The 18,276-nt window shown below is 68.6% G+C and carries 10 protein-coding genes and 1 riboswitch; of the genes, 9 read left to right on the top strand and 1 reads right to left on the bottom strand.

The window, feature by feature from the left end:
* Window positions 1-10 precede the first annotated feature (10 nt).
* From G5C50_RS10125 to G5C50_RS10140, 4 genes are all read left to right on the top strand, one after another.
* Window positions 11-3,685, top strand: a complete 3,675-nt coding sequence (locus G5C50_RS10125; RefSeq protein WP_165068516.1) for a discoidin domain-containing protein — start codon at window positions 11-13, stop codon at window positions 3,683-3,685.
* A gap of 38 nt (window positions 3,686-3,723) precedes the next feature.
* A riboswitch (cobalamin riboswitch) is annotated at window positions 3,724-3,927 on the top strand.
* A 76-nt stretch (window positions 3,928-4,003) separates the two neighbouring features.
* Window positions 4,004-4,969, top strand: coding sequence for a DUF1559 family PulG-like putative transporter (locus G5C50_RS10130; RefSeq protein WP_165068518.1), 966 nt, complete (start codon window positions 4,004-4,006; stop codon window positions 4,967-4,969).
* Between the two features lie 85 nt (window positions 4,970-5,054).
* Window positions 5,055-5,393: a type II toxin-antitoxin system RelE/ParE family toxin gene (locus G5C50_RS10135; RefSeq protein WP_165068521.1), complete on the top strand. Its 339-nt coding sequence runs from the start codon at window positions 5,055-5,057 to the stop codon at window positions 5,391-5,393.
* Window positions 5,393-5,704, top strand: a complete 312-nt coding sequence (locus G5C50_RS10140; protein WP_165068523.1) for an XRE family transcriptional regulator — start codon at window positions 5,393-5,395, stop codon at window positions 5,702-5,704. Before G5C50_RS10135 ends, G5C50_RS10140 begins: the two co-directional genes overlap by 1 nt.
* 22 nt (window positions 5,705-5,726) lie before the next feature.
* Here G5C50_RS10140 and G5C50_RS10145 read toward each other — a convergent pair whose 3' ends face one another.
* Window positions 5,727-7,409, bottom strand: a complete 1,683-nt coding sequence (locus G5C50_RS10145; RefSeq protein WP_165068526.1) for a permease — start codon at window positions 7,407-7,409, stop codon at window positions 5,727-5,729.
* A gap of 586 nt (window positions 7,410-7,995) precedes the next feature.
* On the opposite strand from G5C50_RS10145, the gene G5C50_RS10150 reads away from it, so the two are divergent.
* From G5C50_RS10150 to G5C50_RS10170, 5 genes are all read left to right on the top strand, one after another.
* Entirely contained in the window at window positions 7,996-12,513 is a 4,518-nt protein-coding gene (locus tag G5C50_RS10150) for an outer membrane protein assembly factor BamB family protein (RefSeq protein ID WP_165068529.1), read from the top strand.
* A gap of 155 nt (window positions 12,514-12,668) precedes the next feature.
* Complete coding sequence (locus G5C50_RS10155) at window positions 12,669-13,772, top strand: AAA family ATPase (protein WP_240907036.1); 1,104 nt, start codon at window positions 12,669-12,671, stop codon at window positions 13,770-13,772.
* Entirely contained in the window at window positions 13,729-14,628 is a 900-nt protein-coding gene (locus G5C50_RS10160) for a DUF58 domain-containing protein (protein ID WP_240907037.1), read from the top strand. Before G5C50_RS10155 ends, G5C50_RS10160 begins: the two co-directional genes overlap by 44 nt.
* A 205-nt stretch (window positions 14,629-14,833) precedes the next feature.
* Complete coding sequence (locus G5C50_RS10165; protein ID WP_165068532.1) at window positions 14,834-15,244, top strand: endonuclease domain-containing protein; 411 nt, start codon at window positions 14,834-14,836, stop codon at window positions 15,242-15,244.
* Window positions 15,245-15,584: 340 nt separating this feature from the next.
* Window positions 15,585-17,789, top strand: a complete 2,205-nt coding sequence (locus tag G5C50_RS10170) for a BatA domain-containing protein (protein ID WP_165068535.1) — start codon at window positions 15,585-15,587, stop codon at window positions 17,787-17,789.
* Window positions 17,790-18,276 lie beyond the last annotated feature (487 nt).

Here is an 18,276-nt window from a genome sequence, read left to right on the forward strand (position 1 = left end):
TCTGAATTCGATGAAGAAATCGCGCGCCCGTCGACCACGAAGGTTTGCGCCCGGGGTGGCGGCTCTGGAAGAGCGTCGCCTTCTGAGCCTCTCGGCCGTCTATCTCGGTCAGGACGGGCATGACTACGTAGGGACGGAAGGGACGCTCGTTCAGCAGTCGCCCAACGATTATCAGGACGTCCACATTCGGCTCACGGGGATGTCGCAGCCGGCCTCGAGCGTCGTTTCCGTGCAGGTTCAGCGTTTCGGGGGCGGCGCCTGGAGTTGGAGCACTTCCGGCGGCAAGAACGCGATGTTCCTGCCCGACTCGACGAATTCCCAGGTCGGCGACGTCTTCTTCGAGCCCTATTTCGCCGACCCCGCCGGCACGAACTACCAGGCGATCATCGTTCGGTACGCGAACGGCAGCACCGAGGCCACCCAGGTTTACTCCACCTCGGCCGTCGATCCCAACCTACGGATGCCCGGCACTCAGGTCACAGCGACCTTCCTCGGCCAGGACGGCCAGGACTGGACCGCCTCGACGATCGCCGTCGGCCCGGATGGTTATCAGGACGTCCACATCGCGCTGGCGCACCTCTCGTACGGGGCCTCCGCGACCGTCACCGTCACGGCGGCGACCAACCCGCCGCGGACCTGGCAGACCGGCGTCAATCCCAACGGCTCCTGGAACGCCGAACTGCTCAACCGGCCGGGGTCGAACGAGACCCTCGGCACGACGGCCGACGTCTTCTTCTCGTCCGACGTGAACCTGCAGGGCGTTCCCCTGACCGTCACCGTCACCTACGATCACTGGAACCCGAACTACCAGTCGTACACGAACCGCAGCGGCAAGACGGATACGGCCACGATCACCGCCGGCGCGACCAACCCGACGCTCGCCATGCCGGCCGCGCCGGTGTCGAACTTCGCGACGGTCTCGGCCGCGAGCCTCCCCCAGAGCACTTCGTATCCGGGACTGTCGCACGCCGCCCTCACGGCGGCGAGCCTCGGCTCGCAGACCTTTGCGACGGTGCAATCCGCCGTCCTCTCCGACCAGAGCGGCAACGCCTGGGTCTATTACCGTTCCGGAGCCCCCGCGCCCTACAGCGGGGTCGCCTCGCCGCTGTCGATGACCTACCGAGCCGACGCCGGCGTGTTCGACTTCGTCCCGCTCCGCGACGAGTCCGACGCCACGTTGACGCTGCGGCTGACCTTCGACGACGGCTCGCAGGCGGTGGCGAAGTTCGCCGGGGCCGCCGCCGACCTCGGCCGGACGGCCGTCGACCCTCGCGTCGGCCAGTCCAGCGTGAACGTCTCGACGGCCGCCGATCTGGTCGCAGCCGTCGCCGCCGACTCCCCGGTCATCCACCTTGCGGCCGGGACGTACGTTCTGAACGGCCCACTGGTTCTGGACGCTCCCGTCTCGATCACCGCCGACGCCGGCGCGACGCTCGTCTTCGCTCTCTCCGACGCCGCCGGCTCCCCCTGGAAGTCGGCCACCGGCGCGATCATCGTGCAGTCCAGCCACGTCGCGCTCGACGGCTTCGCGATCCGGTTCTCCGGCACGACGGCCTCCTGGACGGCCCCCTCCCGCAACGTGATCCAGGCCGGTCTGGGGAGCGTCGACGTCGACCTCTCGTTCACGAACCTGGACGTGGTCGCTCCTGCCGCCGCCGTCTCGACGGGGTATGAGGCGGCGACCCAGTTGATGAACTTCAACGACGGCGACACCGGCGTCATCGCCTACAACACCCTCACCGGCGGCATGATCCAGCTTGGGGCGGCTCCCTGGAAGGTCCTCGACAACGATTATCGCGGCGCGGTGGCGCACACGATCACCCCCACGTTCCTGAACGCCTATCGAAGCTTCGACCTGACCATCAAGGGCAACCACGCCCATCAGGTCGACCCGTTGGGGATCGCGCAGCGGTTCCTCGTGATGGGGAACTCCGACACGGGCCAGGGGATCGGCAACGTCATCTCGGGGAACGTGATCGACGGCGGCATCGGCACGCCGACCACCGGCGCACCGGCCGGATACACGAACAACCCGGAAATCATCCTGACGGAAACCTATCAGCCCCGGTTCGAGGGCATCCCGTCGGCCGTCTCGCCGGATGGATCGATCGTTCAGATCCCCTACCTCCGGGGCCCGGTCGCCCACACCGGAGATATTGTCTCGATCCTGACCGGCCCCTACGCCGGCCAGTGGCGGATGATCGCCCAGGCCCTCAGCCCGACGCAGTACTTGCTGGATTCGCCGCTGCCCGCCGGCTCGTTCGCGATCTCGATCGGCCGGGGCTACGTCGACCAGAAGTACGACGACAACACGATCGACCTCCGCGGCATGAGCGCGGACAACACGGCGATCGTGATCAGCGGCAACCACTGGGGGCAGTCGATCGACGGCAACACGTTCCTGGGCGGGCAGGCCCTGCGCCTGGGGGCCGGGTCGAACGAAGGGGCCTTTGAGAGCCAGTACCCCGCTCCCTGGGGATGGTCGCGGCTCCCCGTGCTGGGCCTTTCGATCCAGGGGAACGCGTTCATCGACGCCGGCGTGAACCTGAGCGTCGCGCACGACGCGACGTTCAACAAGTCGAGCGCCGGGCGGACCTACTTCGAGGGCGACTTCTCCGACAACTACTTCTCCTGGACCGACCCCGCCAAGGCCGTGGTCGTGATCGGCACGCCCGGCTACACGACGTCCGCTTACCCCTGGCTGACGCCGATGGAGATGGTGCTGACGGCGACCGGGAACTGGGGCCTGAACGCCTCGACGGGCCAGGCCGCGAGCCTTCAGGTGTACGCCGCTCAGATCAACGGCTCGGCGGCCTCCGGCACGTCTGTGATCTTGCCCACGTCCACGGGGCTCTCGGGCGTCTCGCTCGGCCAGGACGGCCACGACGTGGTTGGCTCCGGTCCCTGGTCGCCGGCCCCCAACGGCTACCAGGACGTCCACATCGTCATCCGAGGGCTGGCGGCCGACAAGGAGATCTCCGAGCTGCTCATCACCGCCGACAACGGCCACCGGTGGAGCTACTCCTCTCCCTTCGGGCCAGACCGCCTGGTCGTGATCCGCGCCGGGGCGACGGCCGACGTCTACATCCAGCCCTACCAGGACGAGACGGATCGCACCATCACCATTTTCGTCCGGTACGCCGACGGCTCCACGGCGCAGACGGTGATCTACGGGCTCACCGCCACGGCCCGGCTCCACATGCCGACGAACGCTGCGGGCTCGACTTCGACCTCGACTTCCACGACGACATCTCCCGCCATCGTCTCGGCCCGGGGCGACAACGCCGCCGCCGGCGAGGGGACGGTCCAGGCGTTCGACGGCGACCCGACGACCAAATGGCTCGACTTCGCGCCCACAAGCTGGCTTCAGTACCAGTTCGGCGGCGGCGGATCGGTGGTCGTCACGGGCTACACCATCACCAGCGCCAACGATACGGCTCTGTACCCCGGCCGGGCGCCCAACAGTTGGGCCCTGTTGGGCTCCAACGACGGCGTCAACTGGACGACCCTGGACGTCCGCTCCAACGCCGCCGTGACGACTGACTACACGGCCACGACCTACACCTTCGCCAACTCGACGGCCTACCGCATTTACCGCCTCGCCTCGATCGTCTCCAACGGCGACTCGATCATCCAGATCGCCGAGCTGGCCCTGCTGAACGCCCAGGGGCAGAAGGTCTCCTGACGATCGGTCGATCTTGCGGCGTTCGGCCCTCCGCGGCTACGCTGAACGGACCGACGGGTGCCCGCCCGAGGCCGCGCGCCGAGGGGGGAGAATAGGGAAGCCGGTGGAAATCCGGCGCGGGGCCGCCGCTGTAATCGGCCAGGCTTCGGACGCTGCGACCACTGCCGAACGATCGGCGGGAAGGTCGTCCGAAAGCCGTGACGAGCCGAGAGCCAGAAGACCTGCCCGTCGTCCGACGTCGAGTCGTTTCGGCCGCCTCCGGCCGGATCGCCGACTCATCAAGCCCGGACCCGGCTCGTTTCCAAAGGCCCGCCTTCCATGATTTCCGCCCGTACGTCCTCCGTCTCGCGTCGAGGGTTCACGCTGATCGAACTCCTCGTCGTCATCGCGATCATCGCCGTCCTGATCGCACTTTTGCTTCCCGCCGTGCAGGCCGCCCGCGAGGCCGCTCGCCGCGTTCAGTGCGTGAACAACCTGAAGCAGATCGGCCTGGGGCTGCACAACTACCTCAGCGTTTACAACGTCCTCCCCAAGGGAGGCCCCGGCGGGTCGGTGGTCGCCAATCCGGCCGGCCACGCGATCCGGTTCCTGAGCTGGGGGGCCGCGACCCTCGGCCAGATGGAACAGGCCCCGATGTACAACGCGATCAACCAGAGTTTCTGGTACACCGACGCCGAGAACTACACCGTCAGCCAGGCCCGTATCGCCGTCTTCCTCTGCCCCTCCAATCCCACCAACACCGAGTCCAGGCCCAACGGCGACACCCCGGCCTCGACGGTCCTCTTCGCCCGCAACGATTACGGCGGCAACTGGGGCGAGCGCGCCCTGCGCTGCTATCCGGGAAGCTCCGCCTGCGCCAACAACTACGCCGCCAACGGCGAGGGCCGGGGCGTGATCATGCAGTCGTACGAGCCGACCATCCCGCTGACCGACATCACCGACGGCACGACCTACACGGCGGCGATCGGCGAGGGGCCCAACGCGATCCACGGCATCTGGATGGGCCACAAAAACTTCTTCGACCAAAGCGCCCCGCTCAACGCCCGCTACAGCTCGTCGGCGACCGGGACCTTCGCCTCCTGCCAGGTTTTCCCCGGCGACGTCCGCGTGGGGAAGCTCGGCTGCGACTACGGCCAGGAGTTCGGCTCCTACCACCCCGGCGGCGCGAACTTCCTGATGGTCGACGGCTCCGTCCGATACCTCAAGGAAACCATGGACCTCCGCGTCTTCGCCGCCTACCTCTCCCGCAAAGGCGGCGAGATCATCAGCGCCGACACGGAGTGAGAGCGATCGGCGCGAAGAGACATGCACGACCTATCGTGATCTGGACTTATTCCTCCGACGGATTATTATTCCTTGGGAGGAATCCATGTGGGACGTGATTCTCGACCCCGATTTCGAATCCTGGCTACTGCAACTTGAGGCAGGCGTTCGGGAGGAAATCGTCGCCTCGGCCAATGTGCTGAGGGAACGCGGGCCCAACCTCGGAAGGCCCTACGTCGATACGCTCAAGGGAACCAACGTCTCAAACCTGAAGGAGTTGAGAGTTCAATATAGGGGCGACCCCTGGCGGATCCTGTTTGCCTTCGATCCGGCACGGCGTGCGATCCTACTGGTGGGCGGCTGCAAGGCGGGTGATAAGCGTTTCTACAAGTCGATGATCCCGATCGCCGAGGAACGATATCAGAGGCATCTCAGGGGGATGTGATGGCTAACAAGCTGGAAGACTTCATCGCCAAGCTGCCGGCAGAGGAGCAACGGCGGATCGCCCAGCGGACCACAGAACTACTCGCTGAGGAAGCGTCACTGCGTCAACTGCGCGAAGCCCGCCGTCAGTCTCAGGAGGAGTTGGCCGCGAAGCTGCACGTCCAGCAAGCGGCCGTCTCCAAGATCGAACGACGAACCGACGTCTACATCAGCACGCTGAGGAAGTACGTCGAGGCGATGGGCGGCGTCCTGGAGATCACCGCCAAGTTTCCCGATCAACCGCCGGTGAAGTTGACGCAATTCAGCGAGTAAGCAAGTTCTGAGGAGAACGCCCTCACACCGCCTTCGTCGGCGCGACGTGCGGGTCTTCCTCGATCGGCGGGATCTCGGCGTATCGGCCGAGGATCAGCACGGCGGCGGCCATCGCCAGGTAGGCGCCGGACCAGTAATAGGGCGTCTGGTGGGCCGAGGCGCCGCCTCGGCCGATCGCCTTCAACTCGGCCGCCACCGCCCCGGGGGTCATCACGGCCCCCGAGGGGAGCGGCGAGTGGATCACGCCGAACCAGGCGAACACGGCCGCCAGCGCCAGCACGAAGGCCGTTTCGCGGGCGCGCCCGTCGATCAGGAGCGCCAGGCTTGAGCCCCACAACAGGCTCGTCACGATGAACCCGCCGGAGAGGCTCGTCACCGAGGCGATCCAGTGCTGGACGTTCGGCGCCAACTGGTCGAACGGCTTGCCGACCTCCGGCAGGACCTGATTCACTGCCAGCAGTCCCAGATACGCCAGCGCCGGGACGCACGCGAAGGCGACCGCCGGATAGTGACGGAACGGCGTCGCCTGGAACGACTGCGCCGTGATCTCCAGGCCGATGAAGACCAGGATCGGGAAGACGACCGCCTTCGGCAGCAGGAAGAAGATCCAGTCGAAGCAGCCGAGCACCCCGACCGCCCCGATGAACAGAGCCGTCGCCAGAGTGTATCCCGCGCGGGCGCCCATCGCCTTGTACGCCGGATGACCGATGTAAGGCGTCGACTGGATCACGCCCCCCAGGCCGCCGCCGACCAGCGTGGCCAGGCCCTCGGCGGCGACGATCAGGCCGGTGGGGTACTCGTCGCCGACGGCCGCGGCGCTCTCGGTGCAGTCGACGCCGCCGATGATCGTCGCCAGCGCCAGGGGGATCGCCACCGGCAGGTAGCCGGCGGCCTCGCGCCAGTTGAGCTGGAACCAGGCCCACCAGTCGGCCATCGGGAACGGCAGCGAGAACCGCAGCAAGGTCTCCGGCCGTGCACCCTCGGGGCCTGGCCCCGTCCCGGTCAGGAACATCCCGTAATAGAGCACGCACCCCACGCCCACGGCCACCAGCATCCCCGGCGCGCGGTCGGGGAGCTTCCAGCGGGCGGAGAGCGTCGCCAGCACGATCATCAGCGAGGCCAGCCCCGCCACCGGCTGCGCTGCGATGTCCAGCAGCGGCAGGAAGCTGATCAGCACCAGCGCGATCGCTGAAAGCGACCCCAGCAGCCCGGCCCTCGGCACGACCCGTCGGATCCAGCCGCAGAACGGGGCGCAGGCCAGCTTGAAGACGCCCGACGCCAGCAGCATGGCGATCCCCAGATACCAGGCGTGTCGCGCCGCCCCGAGGTCGTCCAGCCCCCTCCCCTTCGCCGCGACGAACGCCGGGCCGAGGATCAGGAAGACCGAACCGAACGTGCTGGGGGTGTCCAGCCCCAGGGGCATCGCCGTGACGTTCCGGCCGACTCGCTTGGCCAGTCGGAACGCCATCACGGTGAAGATCAGGTCCCCCACCAGCACGCCGACGGCCGTCCCCGGGATCATCCGGGTCAGCACGAAGTCGCGCGGGAAACCGAAGGCGGCGACGAGCAGGCTCGTCATCAGGATCATGTCGCCGATGTTGTCGATCATCAGCCCGAAGAAGGCGTTGACGTCGCCGGAGCCGGTCCATTGGTAACGGCGGTGGGCGTGAAGCTCGGGCGGTGCGGTCGCTTCGGCGGTGCTCACGGAGATTCCCCTGGGGGACGTGGACGGCTGGCCGAGCGCCGACCGGCGCAACCGACCGAACGAGACGAGGTTCGGCGGCGGAGAGAGGAATGCCGGGGCGTTCTCAAGATTAAAGGGATGCGACAGTCTACCGCGCCCGCCGTCCGCAAACGATCCGCGGTTCCCAGGTTCCCCTTTCAGCCGAGGTATTCGCTGAGATAATAGCACGCAAGCATGTCAGGGGCCGTCCGGAGGCGTCCTCCCCGACCAGATTCCGAAGTCGAGGGACGGGGCTCAACCATCGCTGCACGACGAAGCAGCGAGCGAGCCTGCCCAAGGGCGCGGCAGCGGTGGGACGTCGGGAGGGGGTTTGACGCTTACAGTTAGGAGGATTCTTCGGTCGGTTCAACACGTGCGATCGCAATCGTCCGAAAAACGGGAGCGGTGGTATCGGATTTGCCTTGGGGGGTTGTCAAACTCGTCCCAGGTGAACGTACAATGTCTTACATACGGAAGATCCGGCGAAGGCGAGGCCGAGCGGGCGACTGAACCGATCGAAGACGTCGAACCGAGACCGATCACGATGATCGGCGAGAGGGGAGCGAGGATGACCTGGTCCCGGCTCGACCGGCGCGACCGCGCCGCCGCCCCAACCCGAATGATCGGGGTCCTTCTGACCCTCCTGGCGTTGGCGACGAGCCCGTGCTGGGGGCAGTTCGGCGGGGGTGGGGGCTCCAAGTTCTACCCGGATTCCAGCGAGGCGGCGGAGTCGCTCTTGCGGAACGCCGCCAACCACGCGCGGTCGGGCCAGTGGGCCGAGGCCGTGGCCATCTATCAGCGGGTCATCGACCAGTACGGCGACAAGGTCGCCCGGCTCCCCCGCGAGGCCGCGGATCCGGCCGCTCCAGCCCCGGCCGCCGGACGTCGCGACGAGGCCTTCACGCTCTACGTCGATCTGCGGGCGTTCTGCCAGCGCACTCTGGCCGCCCTGCCCGCGGAAGCCCTGGCCGCCTACCGCGCACGCCGGGACCCCCAGGCCGAGGGCTGGTACACCGAGGGGAAGGAGCGTCGCGACCCGGTTCTGCTGCGGCGGGTCGTCGATGAGGCCTTCTGCTCGTCGTGGGGCGACGACGCGGTCGAGCTGCTCGGGGACCTGGCCTTCCAGGACGGCCGGTTCGGCGAGGCCGTCGCCATATACCGTCGGCTCGTCCCCGACGACCCGAACACGCCGCAACTGCTGGCCCACCCGGACCCCTCGGTCGACCTGGCCCGCGTCGCCGCCAAGAAGACGCTGGCGATCGCCGCGATGGGAGACGCCGCCCGGGCCGCTCGGGAAGCCCAGGCGCTGGCGCAGGCCCACCCGGCCGCCGAGGGCTCGCTGGCGGGCCGTGCCAAGGGGCGGCTGGCCGACCTGGTGGCCTCGTCGTTGAAGTCGGACGCGCTGGCGCCGCCGGTCTCCAACGACGCCCGCTGGCCGACGTTCGCCGGCTCGCCGGCGCGTGACCGGGTCCTTCCCGACGCCGTGGACGTCGGGTCGATCCAATGGCGCGCCTCCCTGGAGCGGATCACTCCGGCCGTGCGCGGCCCCTACCCGGCCTCTCGCGCCATGAACCCGGGGGCGAGCTATCCGGGCGACCGCCTGCTGGGCTATCACCCGATCGTGCTGGGGGATCAGGTGATCGTCTGCGACGCGAACAAGATTCTGGGGTACAACCTGAACGAGCGGCCCGACTCCGTTGAGGACTCGGCCCCAACGATCGAGCCCGCCTGGACTTACGAATCCGAAGGAGGAGACGCCGGCCCCCAGGCTCGGTTGCCCTTCTGGACGGCCCCGCGGCACACGCTGACGGCCGTCGGCCGTCGGATCTACGCCCGGATGGGTCCATCCGCCCCCAGCTTCATCGTCCAGCCGTTCATCCGTCAGGGGGGGATCGGCGGCGACCGTGACAACGCCTCCGCCCGCAACGGCAGCATGATCCTGGCGCTCGACCTCGACAAGACGCCCGACCGCAAGCTCTGGTCGCGACGGTCGAGCGAGCTGACCCTCCCCGACCGCCCCGGCCAGCAGGGAAGCGCCACCGTGGCCTTTGAGGGAGCCCCCGTCGCCGACTCGCGGAGCGTCTACGTGGCGGTGACCGACCGCCGCGAGCAGACGGCGACCTACATCGCCAGCTTCGACGCGTCCGACGGTGCGCTGCGGTGGATCCGCTACCTGGGCGCTGCGGCGCCTGAGAACGACGCCATGATGGGGATGGGGATGGGCGTGGTGATGGGAGGCGGCGATCCCGGCAGCCGTCTGCTGTCGCTCGACGGGTCCTCGCTCTACTATCAGACGAATCTGGGAGCCGTCGCGGCTCTCGACGCCGAGACCGGCGGGATCCTCTGGGTGGCGACCTACCCTCGGCGCGAGGGGAACCGAGGGGCGGCGGCCTCCGAGCGCGACTTAAACCCCGCCGTCGTCCACGACGGCGCCGTGTTCGTCGCCCCCGGCGACGCCTCGGCGATCTTCGCGTTCGACGCCGAGACCGGCCGCCTGCGCTGGAAGACCGACGCGATCCCCGAGGACGTGAAGGTCGCCCACCTGCTGGGGGTTGCGGCCGGCCGCCTGGTGGCCACCGGCGACCGCGTCCTGCTGTTCGACGTTCGCGACGGCCGCCTGCTGCACGCCTGGCCCGACGCCGGCGGTCGCGAAGGCTTCGGCCGGGGGTTCCTCGCCGGCGGCCGGATCTACTGGCCGACCCGCAACGAGATCCACGTTCTCGACCAGGCGACGGCGAACCTTGCCGCGCCGCCGATCAAGCTGGCCGAGATGTATCAGACCACCGGCGGCAACCTCGTCGCCGGCGACGGCTACCTCGTCGTCGCTCAAAACGACGGCCTGATCGTCTTCTGCCAGAACAGCCGGCTCATCGAACGCTACCGCGAGCAGATCGCCCGCCGTCCTGAGGACGCGACCGCCCACTACCGCCTGGCGAGAGCCGCCGAGTCCTCCGGCGGCGCCGACCTGGCGCTGGCGTCGTACGAGTCGGCCGCGAAGCTGGCGAAGCCGGCCGAGGTCGTCGACGGGGCTTCGCTGGCCGACGCGGCCCGCGACCACCAGTTCCGGCTGCTGCTGAAGCTGGCCGGCGACCTGCGGAAAGCCAAGAAGTCCGAGGAGGCCGTGGCCCGTCTGGAACGAGCGTCGACCGTCGCCCGAGAGCCGTTCGACCGCCTTCGCGCTCGCCTGGCCCTGTCCGACGCCGTCCTGGAACTGTCGAGGCCCGCCGAGGCCGTCGAGGTCCTTCAGAACCTGCTAACCTACGACCGACTGGCCTCTCTGACCGTCCCCGCCGAGGACGGCCGGCGCTCGGTTCGGGCCGACCTGTACGTCGCCGATCGGCTCACGGCCCTCGTCCGCGATCGCGGTCGTGACGCCTACGCAGCGTTCGACCGCCGCGCCCGGGACCTGTACGACCAGGGCCGGCGCGCCCGCGACCCGCGTCTGCTCGCCGAAGCCTCCCGCGCCTTCCCGGCCGCGGAGATCGTCCCCGACGCCCTGCTCGCCCTGGGAGCCCTGCAGGAGGCCGAGGCCCGTCCTCACGAGGCCGCCGCCGCCTACCGAAGGCTGCTGACTCTCTCCTCCCCCGACGACGAGGCCCGCGCCCGGGCTCTCTGGCGGCTCGCCCGGACCTATGAGGCTCAGGGGTTCCTCGGCCCGGCCCGCGACTCCCTGACGCGGCTCCAGGCCCGTTACGGCGAGGCTCGCCTGCCCGAAGCCGGCGGCGGCAAGGCCGGCGAGTTGGCCGCCGCCGAACTGGCGCGCGAGCCCCTGGCCCGCCTGACGGCCGACCACGCCCGTCCCGCGGCCCCCTCCCCCCTGATCCGCCGCTGGCGATGGCGGGGAGGCGACGGCGAAGGCCCCCGGCCGCTGACGGTCGCCGGCTCGCCCCCCTCGGCCGATTCGGCGCGTACCGTCCTGGCCGACGCCGTCTCGATCACCGCCCTGGAGCCGAACGGCGGCAGCGAATCGTGGACCGCCTCCATCGGCGCTCGGGCCGTCTGGGTAGGCTATCTGGCCGACAAGCTGGTTGCCGCAACCCCTTCTCGAATCGTGGCTTTGGACCCGCGCGATGGGGCCGTCCTCTGGCGGTTCGGCGGCGAGGCTGATGCTCCGGCCCGGACGGGCCCCGACCCCTTCGCCCGCGACGCCGGCCCCGCCGCTCCTCGGGCGGAGGCTGCCGCCCCGGTCGTTGGCGCGACGCTGCACGGCTTCCAGGCCGCCGCCGGTCGGCTCTTCGCGTTCCGAGGCGGCGACGAGCTGATCGCCCTCGACGGCGACACCGGGCTGGTCGACTGGTCGTTCTCCGGCAAGGGGGGGGATCTGAATCCGCTGGCCTGGATCGGCCCCGATCGAATCGTCCTCCAGACGTGGCGGCCCTCGGAGGTCGTCGTCCTGGAGACCGAGACGGGCCGCGGGGTGTCGCGGAGGCCCCTCGCGGAAGGTGAGGCCCTGCAACGGGTTCCGGTTCCATTCGACGAGGACCACGTGATCCTGGTGGCCGACCGCCGGACGGTCAAGAAGCTCGACCTGACCACCGGCCGGTACGACTGGGACTACCGCGAGAGCGCGGAGCTTCCCGTCACCGGAGCCCCCCGGGCCGTCGTCGACGCCGACCGCCTGCTGGTGATCCACGACGGCCGGACGCTGATCCGCCTGGACCCCGCGACGGGTCGCCGCAAGTGGTCGGCCCCGCTTGGAGTTGAGGATCTTGGCGAGCGTCCCGTGGCCTCGGCCGTCGACGACCGACGCTTCTACTGGGCCGGCGGCCGCTTGCTGCGGGCGCTCTCACTGGAGGACGGGACGACGGCCTGGAGCCGCCCGCTGACGGGCCCCCAACTGGTCCGTTGGTCGATCGTCCTGAGCGACCGGGCCGTGCTAGCCTATCCGGAGGCCTCGGGCCTGTCCGACGACCCGGCCGAGCCCCTTCCCGTGGTGGTCCGCCGCCAGTCGGACGGAGCGCTTGTTCAGAGGTTCATGCTCCCGTCGCTCGTCGACGAGGTCGCCCTACACCTCGACCCGAGGGGGGCGGTCGTCGCGACGCCGCACGCCCTCTGGGCGCTGGGAGGACGACCGAACGGGCCGTAACAGGCCCAAATTGAACCCTTAAAACATATCCTAATTTATCAAGAAAAACCAGAAGACGCCCCAGAACGACCAGAATAAAGCCATTTCGACGCCGGCCATGGCGGCTGGACCCCTCGAAATGGCAGAGAGAGCGAGCGAGAGAGGGAGGAACCCACGTGAGCGACCAGCCCCACGACCCCCGCGAGCCCGAGCCCGAGGGGCTCCCCGCCGGTCAGGACGACCTCGCCGCCGTCGACCGTCTGAAGTCCGCCTACGAGACGCTTCGCGCCGAGATGGGCAAGGTGATCGTCGGCCAGAACAAGGTCGTCGAGGAGTTGCTCGTCTCGATCTTCGCCCGCGGCCACTGCCTTTTGATCGGCGTCCCCGGCCTGGCCAAGACGCTGATGATCCACACTCTGTCCGACGCCCTGAACCTCACCTACAACCGGATCCAGTTCACCCCCGACCTGATGCCCTCGGACATCACGGGGACGGAGGTGATCCAGGAGGACAAGGCGACGGGCGTTCGTCAGTTCAAGTTTCTGCGCGGGCCGATTTTCGCCAACATCGTCCTCGCCGACGAGATCAACCGAACGCCTCCCAAAACCCAGGCCGCGCTCCTGGAAGCGATGCAGGAACGTCAGGTGACCGTCGGCGGCGAGCGGCACCGGCTGCCGGATCCGTTCTTCGTCCTGGCGACCCAGAACCCGATCGAGCAGGAAGGGACGTACCCTCTGCCCGAAGCCCAGCTCGACCGCTTCATGTTCAACGTGATGGTCGACTACCCGGACGAGGCCGAGGAGTTCGACATCGTCCGGATGACGACCAGCCCGACGCGGCCGACCGTCACCAAGGTTCTCTCGGCCAACGAGATCCTGGTCTTGCAGGAGATCGTCCGACGGGTCCCCGTCGCCGACCACGTGGTGAAGTACGCCGTCCGGATGGTCAGGGCCACGCGTCGCGACCGCGAGGAGGCCCCGGCGTTCGTGCGTGACTACGTCAGTTGGGGGGCCGGCCCTCGAGCCAGCCAGTATCTGGTGCTGGCCGGCAAGGCTCGGGCCGTGCTCCACGGGCGGTTCCACGTCTCGATCGACGATATCAAGTCGGTCGCCGCCCCCGTGCTCCGGCACCGGATCATCACGAATTTCAACGCCGAGGCCGAAGGCATCCGCCCCGACGAAGTGGTGGAGCGGCTGATCAAGACGATCCCAGTCGACGAACGCGAGGCCGAGCAGGGTGGAAAATTACCAAAGCTATTTAGATCCGCAAACGCTGGCTAGCGTCCAGGGCCTGGACCTCCAGGCCCGGCTTCTCGTCGAGGGCTACGTCGCCGGCATGCACCCCAGCCCGTACCACGGCTTCTCGGTCGAGTTCGCCGAGCACCGCGAGTACGTCCCCGGCGATGACGTCCGCCACGTCGACTGGAAGGTCTGGTCCAAGACCGACAAGCTCTACCTCAAGCAGTACGAGGAGGAGACCAACCTCCTCTTGTACCTGCTTCTGGATACGAGCGAGTCCATGTCGTACTCGGCCGAGGGCCGGGTGACGAAGTTCAAGTACGCGCAGTTCGTCGTCGCGGCGCTGGCGTACATGATCCTCCAGCAGCAGGACTCCGTCGGCCTGGCCCTGTTCGACGACGCCGTCCGCCGCTACCTCAAGCCGGCCGGCCAGCCTTCGCACCTGAAGGAGATCGTCCACCTGCTCGACGTCACCCCGGCTCGCGACAAATCCGACCTCGGCGCCGTGCTGCACGACCTGTCCGAGCGGTTCAAGAAGCGCGGGATCGTCGCGATCTTCTCGGACCTGCTCGACGATCCGGCGAAGGTGATCGCCGGCCTGAAGCACTTCCGCCACCGTCGCCATGAGGTGATCGTCTTCCACGTCCTGGACCCGGACGAGGTGAATTTCCCCTTCCGCGACCCGATGCTGTTCCAGGGTATGGAGGATCTCGGCGAGATCGCCGCCGATCCCTCCGCCATCGCCGCCGCCTACCGCCGCGAGGTCTCCGCGTACCTCGACGAGCTGAAGAAAGGCTGCCGGATGATCGACATCGACTACGTCCCCCTCCGCACCGACCAGCCCCTCGACGTCGCCCTCTCCGCCTATCTGGCGGCGCGCGCGGCCAGGAAGAGGTGAGGACGATGACGATGAACTTACAGAGCGGCGTAAGCCGCGAAACCTCCCTTCTCCCCTGGTGGGAGAAGGTGGCCGAAGGCCGGATGAGGGGGATCCCGACGTCCGCCGACGGTTGTGACCCCCCTCATCCGCCGCTTCGCGGCAGCTTCTCCCACCAGGGGAGAAGGGAGGGATTTGGATCTTGGCTCAGGCGTGGAGAAGTCTGATGCCCGACGCGCCGCGAAACCCGACGCTGATCCCAGAGCAACCCCCTTGCTCTGGACCGCTCGACCGCGCGCGTCGACTCCGCCGCGATATGACGCCGGCCGAGCGTCTCCTCTGGGCCGCGCTTCGCGACCGCCGCAACATCGGCCTGAAGTTCCGCCGCCAGGTCCCGATGGGCCCGTTCATCCTCGACTTCTTCGACGCGGAGCATAAGCTCGCCTTGGAGGTCGACGGCCCCGTCCATGAGGACCGAGTGGAGTATGATTTTGCCCGGGACAGCGAGTTACGACGGCGAGGGTTGACGATTCTGCGGTTCTCAAACGAAGAAGTTCTCGGGGACGTAGACGCCGTCGCACGAGGCGTCGCGGCTTACGTGCAAAGGCTCGAAGCCGAGCTAGGAGGGCGGCGATGAGACACATCGTGGGCAGTAGCGCTTCCTCCCTTCTCCCTTGGTGGGAGAAGGTGGCCGAAGGCCGGATGAGGCAGACCATAACGGCCAACGACGGTTGTGACCCCCCTCCTCCGCCCCTTCGGGGCACCTACTCCCACCAAGGGAGAAGGGTGGCAGACGCCTTCGGCGAATCCCACGCAAGTCGTGCCGTACAGCATTATTGGGCCGAAGGCCGGATGAGGGGTAACCCGACCTCCGTCGCCGATGATGACCCCCCTCATCCGCCCCTCCGGGGCACCTTCTCCCACAAGGGGAGAAGGGAGGTTTGCTTGAGCATTCGCCAACGCGACTGGGGGAAACCATGACCATCACCCCCCTCTTCGCCCTCGGCTTCGCCAACTCAGCGCTCCTGTATGGGCTTGCGGCGGCGTCGATCCCGATCTTGATCCACCTGCTGAACCGGCGCAAGAAGCGGGAGATCCGCTGGGCGGCGATGCGGTTCCTCCAGGCGGCGCTGGCGAAGAACCAGCGGCGGATCCAGATTGAGCAATGGCTGCTGCTGGCGATCCGCTGCCTGCTGGTCGGGCTGGTCGTCGGGGCGATGGCCAAGCCGTTCCTGGAGTCGTTCGGCAACGTGATCCCGGGCCGACGGACGCATCGCGTGATCGTGCTGGACGGCTCGATGAGCATGGCGGCGAAGGCCGGCGGCAAGTCGCGGTTCGACCAGGCCAAAGAGGTCGCCGCACAGCTCGTCAAGGACTCGCGCCGGGGGGACGCGATCAGCCTGGTCGTCATGGGCGACCCGCCGCGCGTCGTCGTCGGCGACCCCTCGCCCAACCTGGAAGAAGTCCGCAAGGAGATCGGCGAATTAACCCAGGGCCAGAGCGCCGTGGACCTGGAGGCCACCTTCGAGGCCGTCGAGCGGGTGTTCGAGGTCTCGTCGATCTCGCAGAAGGAGCTGGTGGTCCTCACCGACCTGCAGTCGACGAGTTGGCGGGCCCGTTCCGAGGACTCGGGCGGCGACGACGGGCTCAAGCGGACGATCGCCAAGATCGAGGCCCGCCGCCCGCGCTCGACCGTCGTCGACCTGGGGAAGGCGAACGCCGGGAACCGGGCCGTGGTGGGGCTCACGGCGTCCTCGCCGGTCATCACGCCGGGGACGACCGTCGCCATGACGGCCCTGATCCGCAACTTCGGCCCAACCCCGGCGCAGGGCGTCCGGGTCCGACTGACGACTGATGGCCGCGTCGGTCCTGAACAGGTGGTCGACCTCCCGGTCGGCGAGGACGTCCCCGTCGTCTTCAACCAGCAGTTTCCGACCCCCGGCGACCACGTCGTGGAGGCGACGATCGACGAGGACGCGCTGCCGCCCGACGACCGTCGGCTGTTCGTCGCCAACGTCCGCGAGGCCGTTCGCACTCTGCTGGTGGACGGCGACTTCAAGTCGGAGGCGTTCCAGGCGGAGACCGATTATCTCGCCCAGGCGCTCGCCCCCGGCGAGAGCGCGGCCGACGAGCCCGACCCGATCCACGTGGACGTCGTCCCCGAGAGCCAGTTCGCCCGCCGCGACCTGGCGGCCTACGACGTGATCGCCCTCTGCAACGTCGCCCAGTTCACGGCCGAGGAGGTGAAGGCCCTGGAGGACTTCCTCGAACAGGGGGGCGGCTTGATCGCCTTCGGCGGCGACCAGATCTCGGCCGAGAACTACAACCGGCTGCTGTACGCCGACGGCAAGGGGATCCTGCCGGCCGCGATCGGCGAGACGATCGGCGACCCCGCGAAGAAGGAATCGGCCTTCCGGTTCGACCCGTTGGGCTTCCGCCACCCAATCCTCGCCGGCTTCCGCAACCAGACCGACCCGGTCGTCGCCGGTTTGACCCAGGTCCGCGTCTGGGCCCGCCACCAGTTGACGCTACCGAAGGACTCCACAGCGCAGGTCGCGCTGGCGTTCGACGACGGCGGTCCGGCGGTTCTGGAGGCTCCCCGTCGGAAGGGGAAGGTCTTCCAGTTGGCCGTCCCGGCCGACGCCGGCTGGTCCAACTGGCCGCTCCACCCGAGCTATCCGGCCATCGCTCGCGACCTGGTGATGCTGGCGGCGTCGGGCCGTCAGGCGGATCGGACGATCCGCGTCGGCCGACCCTTCGACCAGTCGTTCCCCGGCTCGGCGGCGGGCGCCTCGGCGACGATCACCCCCCCCAACGGCGGCGCGCCGGCGACCGTGAAGCTGAAAGCGGACGGCGGCCTGGCCCGGCTGGTGTTCGAGGGGACCGACGCCGCCGGCGCGTACCAGGTGAAAGTCGGCCCCCCCGTCGCGCTGGATCTGACCTTCGCCGCGAACCCCGACCCGATCGAGAGCGACCCGGCCAAGCTCGACCGTTCCGCCCTGGTCGAACGCGTCCCCGGCTGGAAGTTCGTGCTGCTGGACGACGTCCGCGGCCTGTCCGCCGACACTGCCTCCGTCGGCCGCCGCGGCGAACTCCACCGGCCCCTCCTGTTCGCCGTGCTCGGGCTCCTGATGCTGGAATCGTTCGTTGCCTGGAGGTTCGGGCGGGGAGGCTCGCGATGAATCTTCCCGAAGCGATGCGCGAGAAGGTCGCCGGAGTTCGGAGGCGAGCTGGGGTCGCGATCCGGACCATAACGGCCTTCCCCCCTCGCGGGGGAAGGTGGCCCGAAGGGCCGGATGAGGGGGCGATCGGCGTCGCATCGAGAGCCAGCCGCCTGGGTGCCATGGCCACGCTTGCGTGGCCATGCGATCGGCGACGGTCGCGCGGTCGGCCCACGCCGGTTCATGGCCACGCAAGCGTGGCCATGGCACCCGGAACCGCTTTGAGTGCCGTGTTGCCGACACGCACCCGACGGCGGTCATCCCCCTCATCTGATCGCTGCGCGATCTGTCTTCCCCCGCGAGGGGGGAAGACCGTCATTCGTCATTGCTCGATCCGAAGCGCGACGACCCTCACCCGCCGCTGCGCGGCACCCTCTCCCGGCGGGAGAGGGGACGGTTCGCGCACCGGCGTCATGAAGACTAACAGCCTTATTCTCCCGCAGGACGC

This window comes from Paludisphaera rhizosphaerae (assembly GCF_011065895.1).
In the GTDB taxonomy this organism is placed as follows: Bacteria; Planctomycetota; Planctomycetia; order Isosphaerales; family Isosphaeraceae; genus Paludisphaera; species Paludisphaera rhizosphaerae.